This window comes from Patiriisocius marinistellae, assembly GCF_009014635.1.
Taxonomy (GTDB): domain Bacteria; phylum Bacteroidota; class Bacteroidia; order Flavobacteriales; family Flavobacteriaceae; genus Patiriisocius; species Patiriisocius marinistellae.
This window is the reverse complement of sequence record NZ_BKCF01000003.1, coordinates 92,341-107,134: the sequence shown is the minus strand read 5'-3', so window position 1 is coordinate 107,134 and position 14,794 is coordinate 92,341. Positions and strand designations below refer to the sequence as shown.

Genomic DNA, 14,794 nt, shown 5'->3' with positions numbered 1-14,794 from the left:
ATTATTCTAAGCTTTTTAAACGTAAAGTGACCGCATTTTTGTGTGCTTGAAGTCCTTCTGCCTCTGCCATTAGTTCGATTGATTTTCCTATATTTTGAATTCCTTTTTCTGAAATTTTCTGAAATGTTATACTCTTTAAAAAACTATCAAGATTAACACCACTATATTGCTTAGCAAAACCATTTGTAGGTAATGTGTGATTTGTCCCTGAGGCATAATCCCCAGCACTTTCTGGAGTATAGTTACCTATGAAAACTGAACCAGCATTAGCTATATTATCAAGAAAATAGTCTTCATTTTTAGAAACTAATATATAATGCTCTGGTGCATACTCGTTAATTAATTCAATCGCTTCGTCTTCGGTATCTACAAGAATTAGTTTTGAATTTTCAATTGCTTTTGCTGCAATTTCTTTTCTTGGCAATTTTTCTAGTTGTTTTAAAATTTCGGCTTCCACAGAAATCATCATTTTTTCAGATGTCGTTACTAGAATAACTTGGCTATCTATTCCATGTTCTGCCTGACTCAATAAATCGCTCGCAATGAAACTAGCTTTGGCGGTGTCGTCTGCATAAACCAATAATTCACTAGGTCCTGCCGGCATATCAATGGCTACACCATATTTTGTTGCTATTTGCTTTGCAACAGTTACAAATTGATTTCCAGGACCAAATATTTTTGATACCTGCGGAATGGTTTTAGTTCCAAAAGTCATAGCTCCAATTGCCTGAATACCACCAATTTTAAAGATCTTTGTAACACCACAGAGCTTTGCAGTATAAAGAATGGCAGGATTTATATTACCGTTTTTATCTGGCGGCGTACATAAAATTATTTCTTTACAGCCAGCTAATTTTGCAGGTATCGCAAGCATTAAAATAGTAGAAAATAACGGAGCCGTTCCTCCAGGAATGTACAAACCTACTTTTTGAATAGGTCTTTTTTCTTGCCAACAAACAACACCTTTCATTGTCTCAATTGCTACTTTTGATGTTCTTTGAGCATCATGGAATCGCTCTATATTACCTTTAGCAAGCTGTATTGCTTGTTTTAATTCTTCCGAAATTTTTGCTTTATTAAGGTCTTTCTCTACTACCTTTAGATTTTCAAATTCAACACCGTCAAATAGTTTTGTGTATTTGTTGACTGCGAGATCACCTTTAAGCTTTATTTCATTAAAAATTTCTAGAACAGTTTGCTCAATATCTGCTACTTGTTTAGTGGGGCGTTGTAATAAAGACTGCCAAGTTTCCTTCTTCGGAAATTTTATTTTTTTCATAAATTTTACTGCTGTTTAAAGCTTTTTATTGAATAGCGATTATCATAAAATGTATAATTAAAGCACCATTTTTTCAATAGGGCAAACTAAAATACCTTGTGCGCCAGCTTCTTTAAGTTGATCTATTATATCCCAAAATTTATCTTGGTCAACCACACTGTGTATACTACTCCAACCTTCTTCAGCAAGTGGCAGAATTGTTGGACTTTTCATTCCTGGTAATATTTGGGTAATTTCTTCTAATTTTTCATTAGGAGCGTTCAACAAAACATAACGAGAGTTTTTTCCTTTTAAAACCGAGGCTATTCGAAATTGCAATTTGTCTAATATTGTAGAGATTTCTGAAGTAATACTAGGAGAAACTGCAAGCACTGCTTCACTTTTCATTAATACTTCAACCTCTTTTAAATTATTTTTAAAAAGTGTGCTTCCACTACTTACAATATCGCATATAGCATCAGCAAGTCCTATGTTAGGAGCGATTTCTACACTTCCATTAATAATATGAATGTCTGCTTCAATATTATTTTTTTTCAAATAAGTTTTAACAGTTTCAGGATAAGAAGTTGCTATACGCTTACCGTTTAAGTCCCCACTATTTGAATATTCAGATTCTTTTGGAACAGCTATAGAAACACGACAGGTTGAAAAACCTAATCTTTCTTTCATACTTATATCTTGTCCTTTTTCAACCAGTACATTTTCGCCTATTATGGCACAATCAACTACTCCATCCTTTAAATACTGAGGGATATCTCCATTACGTAAATAAAAGACTTCCAACGGAAAATTACGTGCATCAGCTTTTAATTGATCTTTTCCATTATCAATTGAAATTCCACAGTCTTTAAGTAAATTAAGAGAATCCTCATTGAGTCTTCCAGATTTTTGAATCGCTATTTTTAATTTTTGCATACTTAATTTTATTTTTTGAGAATAAAAAAACCCGTTTGATTGCTCAAACGGGTTAGAATATATAGTTGGTTTTACACAATATCATATCTACCTCGCAGGAGCGTGGTTATTAATATGATGATGATGTATGTTATATGTTTTCATAATTAAAATACAAACTTAATAATTTTATTATTAACATCTAGATGTAAAACTTCATAATTTTTTCTTAAAAATAACATTGTATTTTATTATGTTTGTTATTTAATCTTACTTTGAATTTTGCTGGGGGGCAAAAAAATTCATGAAAAATTTTTTAATAGCATTTTCAATTTTTTTAGTTTGGGCATTTTTTGCTCTGTGGGTATATTCTTGGATTATGACACCTAGCGCAATAGCATCTTCAGGTGACACAAATAATATTACTTCGGAAACAGAACTTCTTCATAATACTGAGACAGATAAAAAACCTATTATTGAAAATGAAATTGCGAATACTACTAATGTTCAAATTTCCGAAGATACTATTGCATCTGTAAATCATATTGAAACTAATGCCACAGGATTGAGAGCCGTTGACGATAATAATGATATTATTTTTTCTTTTGATGAAGGGATATCAATTATAATGAATAAAAAAAATGTTTTTATAGCTGATAGTATCGCTGATTTTAAATTAAAAATAAAAAACTATTTAGAAAAACATCCTAATAAAGAAGTTCACATAAATTCTCGTTACAGTGCTAATGAAGATATTGAAAATCCAAATTTAGGAATACAACGAGGACAGAAATTAAAAAAAATATTAGTAACAGTAGGTGTTCCTGCAGAAAAAATTGTAGTAAAGTCTATTATCAAAAGTCTCGAGTTTGATAAAAACAATACATTCAAAAATGCAATTGCCATTACCTTTACAACACTTGATGAAGAAAGAATGGCAAATGAGATTAAAAAAATTAAAGAAAATGCTATAGTAACCGTTCCCGAATCTATTATCATTTATCCTAATTATTCAGAAAATGGTGTTTTAATTGATGAAAAATTAGAATCTTTAGCGGGAGAAATACGTCAAAGAGTTTTAGAAAACCCCAATTTGAAAATTTCTGTGGTTGGACATACCGACAATGATGATAATGCGACAGAAAATTATAGAATGGGATTAATTTATGCTAGAGAAGTTCGCTGGTATCTTGCAGGAAGTACAGGTGTGAAAATTGGAAATATTACGGCAATTTCTAAAGGTGAATTACAACCCATTAGAAGTAACAATACTTCTAACGGCCGTAGATTAAATAAACGTATTGAAATAAAATTTCAATAAATCATGGAATTAAATCAATTTTTAGATCTCCTCTCAACCCCTACTTTCATAAGTTTATTAGTACTTATGTTTAGTGCTTTTTTGATTGGTTATTTAGCTGGTTTAAAGTTAACGGTAAGAGAAAAAAGTAAGCTAATTTCAAAATTAAAGAACGAAGTGAATAGCTTGAAACTTACTCAAAAACCTGTTGCCGATATTGAAACCATTTTTACTGAAATTAAGCCAAAAATTATTGAAGTAGTTAAAAATGAACAAAGAGAACATGTAACTAGTGTAGCTTCACAAACTAAAGAAACGATTGCAGAAAAAACAAGAAGCGAATACGTAAATTATACTCCCGGAAAACCACAATTAAATTTTGAAAGTTTTGGGTATGGTCATCCTTCTAATAAAAATCGTCTTACAGAGATAAATGGTATTGGTCCATACATAGAGGAAAAATTAAATGAAATTGGAATATATAATTTTGATCAAATTAGTCGTTTACAAATTAACGATATTCGCCTAATAACAACACTTATAGATTTTTTCCCAGGTCGTATTGAACGTGACGATTGGATAGGTCAAGCAAAAGCGTTAAAAGCAATACACTCTTAGAATATGCAGTTAGCAACGCTCGATTGGGTTTTAATTATTACTTTTTTTATTATTTTCTTAGTTGTTGGAATCGTTGTTTCAAAAAAAGCAGGGAAAAGCACAAAAGAATTTTTCCTTTCTGGAAGGAATATGCCTTGGTGGTTATTAGGGATTTCGATGGTAGCAACTACTTTTGCCGCTGACACTCCGGGTCTTGTTACAGAACTTGTTAGAGTAAATGGAGTCTCAGGAAATTGGGTTTGGTGGGCAATGCTCCTCACAGGAATGCTTACCGTTTTTTTCTACGCAAAATTATGGAGACGTTCAGGCATTAATACAGATTTAGAATTCTATGAGCTTAGGTATTCTGGGAAATCTGCAAGTTTTTTAAGAGGGTTTAGAGCCATCTACTTGGGTGTTATATTTAATATTATCACAATGGCTGGTGTATGTCTTGCTGGGGCCAAAATTGCTAATATTCTTTTAGGTATTTCCCAGTGGGAAACATTACTTTATTCTTCAATCATAGTTGTAATATATTCTTCTTTAGGGGGTTTAAAAGGCGTTTTGATTACTGATATGATCCAATTTTTTATTGCAATGATTGGGTCTGTATGGGCAACTGTATATATTATTAATTTACCTGAAATAGGCGGACTTCAAGAATTACTTACACATGAAAACGTTGCTGGAAAATTGAACATTTTGCCTGATTTCTCTAATAAAGAAATGCTAATAACATTATTTATTATTCCCTTTGCAGTACAATGGTGGAGTACTTGGTATCCAGGTGCTGAGCCTGGTGGCGGTGGCTATATTGCTCAGCGCATGTTAGCAGCAAAAGATGAGAAAAATGCAACATGGGCAACTTTGTTCTTCAATTTTGCACACTATGCATTACGACCATGGCCATGGATTATGGTAGGGTTAGCATCATTAGTATTGTTTCCTAATTTAAATAGTTTGAGTACGGCTTTTCCAAATTTAGAAACTAATATGCAAGGTCATGATGTAGCTTATGCAGCAATGATGACATATTTGCCTGCTGGGTTAATTGGTATTGTCCTTACCTCTTTAATTGCTGCATTTATGAGTACTATTTCAACACAACTTAACTGGGGAAGCTCATATATTGTTAATGATTTTTATAGCAGATTTATTAATCAAGCTGCTTCAGAAAAACAAAAGGTTTTAGTAGGTAGAATTTCAACCGTCGTATTAATGCTTTGTGCTGCATTATTTTCTTTTTATATTAAATCTGCTAAAGATGTTTTTGATTTGTTACTTCAAATTGGTGCAGGGACGGGATTACTTTTTATTCTTCGTTGGTTCTGGAATCGCATTAATCCATATAGTGAAATTGCAGCAATGGTTATATCGTTTGTAATAGCAATATTTTTCTTTATAAATAAAAAATTGTCGACACCATTATTTGAGCTAGAAGGTTATTGGCAATTAATTATAGGCGTAACTGTTACAACTCTTTGTTGGATTGTGATTACATTAATAACTAAACCCACTGACGATAAAACAATCAATACTTTTGAATCTTTAATTTTTGGTTCTGAAAGTAAATTTCATAATATTCATTTTAAAATTCTTGGATTTTTACTAGGAATAATTGGCACCTATAGTTTTTTATTTGCTACAGGTTACTATATCTACGGAAATTTATCTTATGCAATTGCACTAACTATTACATCAATAATTTGTGCGGGAGTTTTAATAAAAATTTGGAAAAAAATTATATGAAAAAAGCATCGTAAATTTCACGATGCTTTTTTAACTTGAATATATTTTTTTGTAATTATTCGTGATGCATGAAAGCTTGTTTTCCAAGAAGCTCTTCTTCAGTTTCTACATTATCATCATCTGGCACACAGCAATCAACAGGACAAACAGCTGCACATTGAGGCTCTTCATGAAATCCTTTACACTCCGTACACTTATCTGCGACTATATAATAAATTTCATCACTTATTGGTTCTTGAGTTTCACCAGCATCAACTGCTTTACCATTAGGTAATACAATATTACCGTCTAAATCTGTTCCATCTGCATATCTCCAGTCGTCAGCTCCCTCATAAATTGCCGTATTAGGACACTCTGGTTCGCATGCTCCACAATTGATACACTCGTCTGTAATAATTATTGCCATTGGGTTTCTTTTTCTAACTTTGCGCAAATTTAATGCCTAAGAACGGTAACTGCAAACTAAGTATGAAATTACAAGAAAGAATTAACGCTTTTGCTCAATTGGGTAGCTATTTAAACACAATTGTTTTAAATCCATTAGACGAAAAATTCCAAACAGTTTTAAGAACTACTAAAGCTAATAATGGTTGGTTTATTGAAGAAAATATTCTTCATGCATTAAAAAGCTGGAGCAAAGCACTACAAAAAGATAATTTAGAAAAGTGGGTTTCTAATTATCAAATACCTCAAGACAATATTCCTAAATCAATTGCCATCATAATGGCAGGAAATATACCGCTAGTTGGATTTCATGATTTTTTATCTGTTTTAATATCAGGAAATAGAGTTTTAGCAAAATTATCGTCAAACGATAAAATATTATTACCTTTTTTGACTTCGGAAATATTAAAAATCGAAGCTCGGTTCGTTGATTACATTACTTTTACAGATGAAAAGTTAGAAAATTTTGATGCAGTAATCGCTACCGGAAGCAATAATACATCAACTTATTTTGAATATTATTTTAGCAAGTATCCACACATAATTCGTAAAAACCGAAATAGTGTTGCTGTCATTACAGGAGATGAAACTCCTGAGCAAATGGAAGCACTAAGTGAAGATATTTTTAGATATTTTGGTTTGGGTTGTCGCAATGTTTCTAAAATTTATGTTCCCGAGGATTATAATTGGGATCACTTTTTTAATAATATGTTTGTTCAAAAGCAAATTATTAATAATCATAAGTACGCAAACAACTATGATTATAATAAAGCGGTGTATCTAATGAGTAATATAAAATTGTTAGATAATGAGTTTATGTTATTGAAAAACGATAATGGCTTCTCCTCTCCTATTTCGGTGATATTCTACGAAATTTATGCGTCTAATGAAAAATTAAGGTCGCAGCTCGTTTCAGAAAAAGAAAACATTCAATGTGTTGTTTCTTTGAAAGATATTCCTTTTGGCGAAGCACAAACCCCACAACTATGGGATTATGCAGATGGCGTAGATACGCTCTCTTTTTTAATAGCTCTTTAATTGTTAATTTGTTAAAAACAAATTAACATACTTTAATAACTTACAATACAATTAACATTGATTTATCATCAATTTACAATCTTTGTATTCTTAATTATTTTTAAAACTTCAGCATTATGAAAAAACATAATTTTAGCGCAGGTCCTTGTATATTACCACAATCTGTATTACAAAAAGCTAGCGAAGCAGTTCTCAATTTTGATGGGTTAGATCTATCACTAATAGAAATTTCGCATCGTAGTAAAAATTTTGTGAATGTTATGGATCGTGCACGTGAGTTAGCATTAGAGCACTTAGGATTACAAAATAAAGGATATCAAGCATTGTTTTTACAAGGCGGAGCTAGTATGGAATTTTTAATGGTTGCTTTTAACTTTTTAGAAACAAGAGCAGGTTATATTAATACTGGAACATGGTCAGATAAAGCAATTAAAGAGGCAAAACTATTTGGTGATGTTGTTGAAGTTGCATCATCTAAGGGTGCTAATTTTAATTATATTCCAAAGGATTACCAAATTCCTTCAGGGTTAGATTATTTGCATTGTACTAGCAACAATACAATTTTTGGTACGCAAATCAATAATTTTCCAGAAACTGACTGTCCCTTAATTTGTGACATGAGTAGCGATATTTTTTCACGTGTGCTAGATTTTAGCAAGTTTGATTTAATTTATGCAGGGGCACAGAAAAATATGGGACCAGCAGGAACAACACTTGTTGTAGTAAAAGAGGAAGTGTTAGGGCAAGTTTCTAGGAAAATACCCTCAATGATGGATTACAAAGTACATATCTCAAAAGATAGTATGTTTAATACACCCGCTGTTTTTCCTGTATATGTATCTATGTTAACTCTAGAATGGTTAAAAGAATTAGGCGGCGTAGCAACTATTGAAAAAAATAACAATAAAAAAGCTGAATTGTTGTATAATGAAATTGACCGAAATCCATTATTTAAAGGCTTTGTAGCTAATAAAGAGGATCGTTCAAAAATGAATGCTACTTTTTCATTAGTAAATGAGGATCATAAATTAGATTTTGACACACTATGGACAGAAGCAGGTATAAATGGACTTAATGGACATAGAAGTGTAGGCGGCTACAGAGCATCTATGTACAATGCACTATCAATTGAAAGTGTACAAGTACTTGTAGATGTAATGAAAGAAATAGAGAAAAAGGCATAAACATAATCAAATAGGTAATTGTAACATTAAATAAGAAAAATTTGAAAGTATTAGCAAACGACGGAGTATCGCAATCAGGAATTGACGCACTAGAAAAAGCTGGTTACGAGGTAATCACTACTAAAGTAGCACAAGAACAACTTGCAAATTTTATTAATGAAAATAATATAAATGTTTTATTAGTAAGAAGCGCAACCACAGCACGTAAAGAACTAATTGATGCCTGCCCTAGCCTAAAAATAATTGGGCGTGGTGGTGTGGGAATGGATAATATTGACGTAAAATACGCTCGTGAGAAAGGACTAAATGTAATTAACACACCCGCTGCATCATCTTCTTCAGTTGCTGAGTTAGTTTTTGCTCACCTATTTGGAGGTGTCCGTTATTTACACGATGCCAACCGAAATATGCCGCTTGATGGTGATTCAAAATTTAAAGATCTCAAGAAAAATTATGCAAAAGGAAGCGAGTTGCGTGGTAAGACAATTGGGATAATTGGTTTTGGACGCATAGGTCGTGAAGTTGCTAAAATTGCTTTAGGTTGTGGTATGAAAGTAATCGCTAGTGACAAATTTGTAGGTGAAGCAGATATTACTCTAGATTTCTATGATGGACAACAAGTAACATTAAAAATAAAAACAGCACCTGTATCAGATTTGATTCAACATTCAGATTTTATTACATTACATGTTCCTGCTCAAAAAGATTACATAATAGGCAAAGCCGAAATTTCAAAAATGAAAGATGGTGCCGCAATTATAAATGCTGCTCGTGGAGGAGTTATTGATGAAGTAGCCTTAGTTGAAGCTTTAGATAGTGGAAAACTATCATTTGCGGGTCTAGATACTTTTGAACAAGAGCCTACTCCAGCAATAAAAGTTTTAATGAATCAACGTATTTCTTTGAGTCCTCACATAGGAGCAGCTACAAATGAAGCACAGGATAGAATAGGAACTGAACTAGCTACTCAAATAGTAGATATTCTAGGGTAATAAAACTTAAATAACATTCCTTTAACCGAAAACAATTCCAAACTAATTGTTTTCGGTTTTTTATAGAACAATTTTAATCTATTTTTTAGTAAATTACCTTTCAAATTTTAAATTAAACAACAATGTCAGGAATTTTAGATTTATTAAATAGTGATATGGGACGTCAAATGATTGGTGGTCTTAGTCAAGAAACACATCAACCAGCAGATAAAACCGCATCTGTATTAACTGCTGCACTTCCATTGTTAATGGGAGCTATGAAACGAAATGCAAATAGTCCAGAAGGTGCTGCAGGATTAATGAATGCTCTTAATGGAAAACATGATGGAAGTATTTTAGACAATCTTGGTGGTCTTTTTGGCGGAGGGGTAAATGAGGAGGTTAAACAAGATGGGCTAGGAATTTTAGGACACGTTTTAGGTGGTTCACAAGACAACGTTGTTGGTGCAGTTTCAAGAAAATCTGGTGTGGATACTAATGGGGTTATGCAAATTCTTCAAGTTGCAGCTCCATTATTATTAGGAATGATTGGAAAACAATCAAAACAACAAAATGTAAATTCATCAAGTGGCATTGGGGATTTATTAGGAGGATTAATGGGTGGTGGAGATCAACAACCTAAACAACAAAGCTTAATTGAATCTATTCTTGATGGTGATAATGACGGTAGTGTTATTGATGATATTGCTGGAATGGTACTAGGTAGTGGAAATAAAAGTGGTGGTCTTGGCGGAATGCTAGGTGGTCTTTTTGGGAAATAAACCACTTCATTATAGTTTTAAAAGCTATTTCATTTAAATGAGATAGCTTTTTTTTTTATAAAATCAAGTTAAAAATAGTCACTCACTTACTTGTTTTATTAAATTTGCAAAAATACAGACTTATGAAATATATCCTCACAATCTTAATTATCATTACTGTATTCATAGGCTGTGAATCCAATAAAAAAATAATTTCAAACTCTAAGATTGACAGTGTTGAAACAGACACCATAAGGATTGCAAATGAAGAGCTTGAATATGAAATAATTATCCTTGAGCAGGGTTTTGAGCGTTATTTAAGCACTCAACCCAATGAAGACTTTTATGGTATTTCTTTCTTGGAAGGAAAAAATATATTTTACACAGCTGAATATAATCGTAGGGTAAGAGATATTAACTACTCTAGAGATTTATATCCACAAGAAATTAATTATAATAGAACTGCCCATTATGGACAAGAAGTAAACTACCTACTGTATATGTATTTTCAATTTTTTGAACAGAAATATAACCAAAAGCTCAAATGAAAAAATTGAAACAACGCTGGAATATTACCTCAAATTGGCAACTTATATTGATTTTTATTGTTTTTGCTATTACAGGAAGTACTGCAGCAAAATTAGCAGCTCCTATCACAGGGGCATTAGGTGTAACTAAAGAAATGGGATGGTATATTTACTGGCCATTCAGAATTTTTATCATTTTCCCAGTTTATCAAGTTTTACTTGTTTTTTTTGGTTGGTTATTTGGAGAGTTTAAATTTTTCTGGGCATTTGAAAAAAAAATGCTAAAACATTTAAAATTAGGTTTTTTAGTAAAAGAATAAAATGATAAAAACGAAACTTATAATAACATCTTTAATTGCACAATTTTTTGTGTTGGTTATTCTGTTTCCATCAGTTATTCAATTTGCTCATATATTTGAAGGTCATGACCATAATTATTGTGGTGTAGTTGAAACTCATTTACATGAGGACTCAACAGATTGTGATTTACTAAAATTTATTTCTACAACTTATCATTTTGATGAGCACCATATTGACATTATCATCCCAATTGATAATTATAATAACCAAGAATATTATTACACTTATTTAATTAAAGAAAATAGATCGCAGTCTAATTATCTTCGAGGCCCTCCTTTTTTTCAACAAGAATCGTAAGTACTATTATTTACTTGTTGAATACCTAAAATTATGAAAACACTATTAAGTCTTGCGCTGGCTATTGTCAGCTCTTGTGCTATTGCCCAAACTTGTGATTTAAAATTTACAGGAAAAGTTATTGATGTCCATGATAACACTCCATTAATTGGAGCAGTTATTCAAATTGCTGGACTTGAAATTGCTACTATAACTGATTTTGAAGGACGTTTTAAATTTGAGAATCTTTGTAAAGACACATATAACTTACAAGTTTCTCACCCAGAATGTACTACTGAAGCATTCTCTATTATATTATTAGATAATCTTGATAAGACCTTTAAACTTGAACATCATTTAGAAGAATTAAATGAAATTTTAATTAAAGGAAAAACTTATTATACAAAAGCTGAAAGTATTTTAGAAAACCGAGTTAAGCTAGAAACTATTGAAACTTTTAGCAGTGGTTCACTAGGTGATGCTTTAAAAACTGTTAGTGGTGTATCTTCATTAAATACTGGAAACACTGTTGTAAAACCTGTTATTAATGGATTACACAGTAGCCGAATTACAATAATTAATAATGGTGTTCGACAACAAGATCAAGAATGGGGAGCTGAACATGCACCTAATATAGATTTAAACACCGCAGGAAGCATTACAGTTATAAAAGGAGCAGCTGCATTGCAGTTTAGTGGTGACGCTGTAGGAGGTGTAATTGTAGCAGAGCCTACTCCGGTTATTCTAAAAGATTCACTTTATGGTAAAACAATTCTATCTGGACAATCTAATGGTCGTGGTGGTTCTATAACATCTGTACTAACTAAAAGTTATGAAAATGGCTGGTTTGGGAGATTTCAGGGAACTGTAAAACGCTACTCAGATTTTGAAACACAAGACTATGTATTAAGTAATACTGGGTTATCTGAACAGGATTTTTCTATAAACTTTGGGTTGAATAAGATAACATATGGTTTTGAAGGATACTACTCTTTCTTCAAAAATACTGTTGGTATTTTACGTGCTTCCCATCTAGGCGGTGGTGAGGATCAAGCTATTGCAATAGAGAGTGATGTACCTACATTTATTAGAGATCTTACTTATAAAATAGGAACACCGCGTCAAGAAGTGATACACCATCTAGCAAAGTTTTCTGGTTTCTATAAATACAATCCATCTAGTACTATTAAATTTTCCTATGATTTTCAACAAAATAATCGACTAGAATTTGATGTACGACGTGGAGATGATGAAGGTGACGAAGCTTCAGTAGATTTAAAATTGACAACTCATAATATAGGTCTCTCAGTAGAATCTGATATAAATGATATAATATCTTTTAAAACTGGAATTACAGGTAATTTTCAAGAGAATTTTGCAGACCCTTCAACAGGGGTTAGACGACTAATACCTGATTATAAGCAATACAAATTTGGTGTTTATGGAATTGCAGATATTCAAATTTCAGATAAATTAATAGCTGAAATGGGTGGACGATTTGATTATACATATATGGATGTTTTTAAATTTTACAGAACTACATTCTGGGAATCTCGTGGATACGATGAGTTATTTCAAGATCTAGTTGTTGAAGAATATGGAAATCAAATATTAACTAATCCTGAGCCAACATTTAATAATGCTTCAGCAACAGCAGGTTTTTCATATCAATTTGATGATGACTATGTATTATTTACAAATTACTCATTAGCATCTAGAGCACCTAATGCTTCAGAGCTGTATAGTGAAGGATTGCATCATAGTGCATCAAGAATTGAGCTAGGTGACTTAAGATTTAATTCTGAAATTTCTCAAAAATTAACCTTAACGGCACAAAAAAAAGGAAACCTATTTTCGTTTACTATAAACCCATATGTCTCATTTATTAATGATTTCATTTTAATCGAACCTACGGGAGTACAACAAACTGTTCGTGGAAATTTCCAGGTTTGGGAATACAGACAGACCGATGCCAGATTAATTGGAGTTGATACAGATGCAACATTCAGAATTAATGATGCTCTTAATTATTCTAATCAGTTTTCAATTGTTAAAGGAAAAGATATTACTAGAGATGAGTCATTAATTAATATGCCATCAGCAAACATTACAAACCGTTTAGATTATATTTTACCATTTAAACATAAAATTGATGTAGGTATTGAGAGTGTATTTAATTTTAGACAAAATGAATTTCCTGATAACAATTTTGAAATATTCTTACCAGAAACAGAAACATTTCAACTAGTCGATGTAAGCACGCCACCTGATGCATATCATCTTATAAATATTAACACGGCTACAAATTTTGATTTAAATAATAAAACCAAATTAAATATTAGCCTAAGAGTAACTAATTTATTAAACACTTCCTATCGTGATTATTTAAATAGACTGCGATACTATGCTGACGATTTAGGGAGAAATATTATACTACAATTAAAAATCAATTATTAAACTTTAAAATTAAATACCATGAAAAATTTAAAATTTATTATTCCAACTATTTTATTATCAGTATTACTCATTAACTGTAGTGACGATGATGATACACCAGAACCAGTTAATGAAGAAGAAGTTATTACCACCGTTATTGTAAATCTAGTTAATGGAACAAATACTGTTACACTTACTTCAAGAGATACTGACGGTGATGGACCAAACCCTCCTGTTGAAACTATTGTAGGAGAAATGAAGTCTGGTACTACATATACTGGTACAGTTCGTTTTTTAAATGAAACTGAAACACCTTCAGAAGAAATAACAGATGAGGTTGAAGAAGAAGATGATGAACATCAAGTTTTTGTTATTCCAAGTTCTGGACTAAATCTTACATCAACCGCTACAAATAATGATGGTAATGGAAATCCTCTCGGGACTAAGATTTCAGTTGTTACTGGGGCTATGAGTAGTGGTAATTTAAACATTACTTTACGTCATGAGCCTAACAAGCCTAATGATGGTACTTTAGCAGATGCTGGTGGAGAGACTGATGTTTCTGTAAATTTCGATGTAGAAATTATAGACTAAATTTAAAAAAAAGTTGTAATATTAAAATGCCCAGAAATTAATTTCCGGGCATTTTTTTTATTAATCCATTACCTCTACTTCTATTGGTTGCATATCATCAGTATTTTCCTTTTTCCAAACAAATGTATAGAACCACATAAGTGTAAACGTAGGAACGACATCTGTAAAAGGGAGTATTTCTTCAATAAAAACTATTACAGAAGCAATTTTTCCATCTTTTCCTTTATACATTTCGGTCATCTGTTTTGATGCATATGGGGCCCATATAATATCTAAAAAAGGACCTATCAACGGTATAAAGCTAGTTGCCATACCAATAGCGTCAAATATAATTCCTTTTCTCAGTAGGGATGATTTTGAGGTTTGCATGTTTTACGATTT

At 31.9% G+C, this 14,794-nt stretch carries 16 protein-coding genes; 12 read left to right on the top strand and 4 right to left on the bottom strand.

Features of this window, described 5'->3' with window-relative positions:
* Position 1: 1 nt before the first annotated feature.
* Together hisD and hisG are read right to left on the bottom strand one after the other, a co-directional pair.
* A complete protein-coding gene (gene hisD, locus GB234_RS09175) occupies positions 2 to 1,279 on the bottom strand; it encodes a histidinol dehydrogenase (protein WP_151894262.1) in 1,278 nt (425 codons plus the stop codon).
* A gap of 57 nt (positions 1,280 to 1,336) precedes the next feature.
* A complete protein-coding gene (gene hisG / locus GB234_RS09170) occupies positions 1,337 to 2,194 on the bottom strand; it encodes an ATP phosphoribosyltransferase (protein ID WP_151894261.1) in 858 nt (285 codons plus the stop codon).
* 283 nt (positions 2,195 to 2,477) lie between these two features.
* On the opposite strand from hisG, the gene GB234_RS09165 reads away from it, so the two are divergent.
* From GB234_RS09165 to GB234_RS09155, 3 genes are read left to right on the top strand one after another with little or no spacing between them, the layout of a single operon-like run.
* On the top strand, positions 2,478 to 3,494 hold the full coding sequence (locus GB234_RS09165; protein ID WP_151894260.1) for an OmpA family protein: 1,017 nt from the start codon (positions 2,478 to 2,480) through the stop codon (positions 3,492 to 3,494).
* A 3-nt stretch (positions 3,495 to 3,497) separates the two neighbouring features.
* Positions 3,498 to 4,091, top strand: coding sequence for a helix-hairpin-helix domain-containing protein (locus tag GB234_RS09160; protein WP_151894259.1), 594 nt, complete (start codon positions 3,498 to 3,500; stop codon positions 4,089 to 4,091).
* Positions 4,092 to 4,094: 3 nt separating this feature from the next.
* Positions 4,095 to 5,822, top strand: a complete 1,728-nt coding sequence (locus GB234_RS09155) for a sodium:solute symporter family protein (protein WP_151894258.1) — start codon at positions 4,095 to 4,097, stop codon at positions 5,820 to 5,822.
* Positions 5,823 to 5,877: 55 nt separating this feature from the next.
* On the opposite strand, the gene GB234_RS09150 is transcribed toward GB234_RS09155, so the two are convergent.
* Entirely contained in the window at positions 5,878 to 6,228 is a 351-nt protein-coding gene (locus GB234_RS09150) for a 4Fe-4S dicluster domain-containing protein (protein ID WP_151894257.1), read from the bottom strand.
* A gap of 62 nt (positions 6,229 to 6,290) precedes the next feature.
* Here GB234_RS09150 and GB234_RS09145 point away from each other — a divergent pair, with 62 nt between their 5' ends.
* The 9 genes from GB234_RS09145 to GB234_RS09105 all read left to right on the top strand — a co-directional run bounded on the left by GB234_RS09145 (position 6,291) and on the right by GB234_RS09105 (position 14,413).
* Positions 6,291 to 7,304, top strand: a complete 1,014-nt coding sequence (locus tag GB234_RS09145) for an acyl-CoA reductase (RefSeq protein WP_151894256.1) — start codon at positions 6,291 to 6,293, stop codon at positions 7,302 to 7,304.
* Between the two features lie 116 nt (positions 7,305 to 7,420).
* Positions 7,421 to 8,488 (top strand): 3-phosphoserine/phosphohydroxythreonine transaminase, encoded by a 1,068-nt coding sequence (serC, locus tag GB234_RS09140; protein WP_151894255.1) that lies wholly within the window; start codon positions 7,421 to 7,423, stop codon positions 8,486 to 8,488.
* 41 nt (positions 8,489 to 8,529) lie between these two features.
* Positions 8,530 to 9,480: a D-2-hydroxyacid dehydrogenase gene (locus GB234_RS09135; protein WP_151894254.1), complete on the top strand. Its 951-nt coding sequence runs from the start codon at positions 8,530 to 8,532 to the stop codon at positions 9,478 to 9,480.
* 122 nt (positions 9,481 to 9,602) lie between these two features.
* On the top strand, positions 9,603 to 10,241 hold the full coding sequence (locus GB234_RS09130) for a DUF937 domain-containing protein (protein WP_151894253.1): 639 nt from the start codon (positions 9,603 to 9,605) through the stop codon (positions 10,239 to 10,241).
* Positions 10,242 to 10,363: 122 nt separating this feature from the next.
* Positions 10,364 to 10,768, top strand: a complete 405-nt coding sequence (locus tag GB234_RS09125; RefSeq protein ID WP_151894252.1) for a DUF6146 family protein — start codon at positions 10,364 to 10,366, stop codon at positions 10,766 to 10,768.
* Positions 10,765 to 11,067, top strand: coding sequence for a DUF6787 family protein (locus GB234_RS09120; RefSeq protein WP_151894251.1), 303 nt, complete (start codon positions 10,765 to 10,767; stop codon positions 11,065 to 11,067). Before GB234_RS09125 ends, GB234_RS09120 begins: the two co-directional genes overlap by 4 nt.
* A gap of 1 nt (position 11,068) precedes the next feature.
* A complete protein-coding gene (locus GB234_RS09115; protein WP_151894250.1) occupies positions 11,069 to 11,404 on the top strand; it encodes a hypothetical protein in 336 nt (111 codons plus the stop codon).
* Between the two features lie 33 nt (positions 11,405 to 11,437).
* On the top strand, positions 11,438 to 13,840 hold the full coding sequence (locus tag GB234_RS09110; RefSeq protein ID WP_151894249.1) for a TonB-dependent receptor: 2,403 nt from the start codon (positions 11,438 to 11,440) through the stop codon (positions 13,838 to 13,840).
* Between the two features lie 18 nt (positions 13,841 to 13,858).
* On the top strand, positions 13,859 to 14,413 hold the full coding sequence (locus GB234_RS09105) for a type 1 periplasmic binding fold superfamily protein (protein ID WP_151894248.1): 555 nt from the start codon (positions 13,859 to 13,861) through the stop codon (positions 14,411 to 14,413).
* Positions 14,414 to 14,473: 60 nt separating this feature from the next.
* Here GB234_RS09105 and GB234_RS09100 read toward each other — a convergent pair whose 3' ends face one another.
* Positions 14,474 to 14,782, bottom strand: coding sequence for a hypothetical protein (locus GB234_RS09100; protein ID WP_151894247.1), 309 nt, complete (start codon positions 14,780 to 14,782; stop codon positions 14,474 to 14,476).
* Positions 14,783 to 14,794 lie beyond the last annotated feature (12 nt).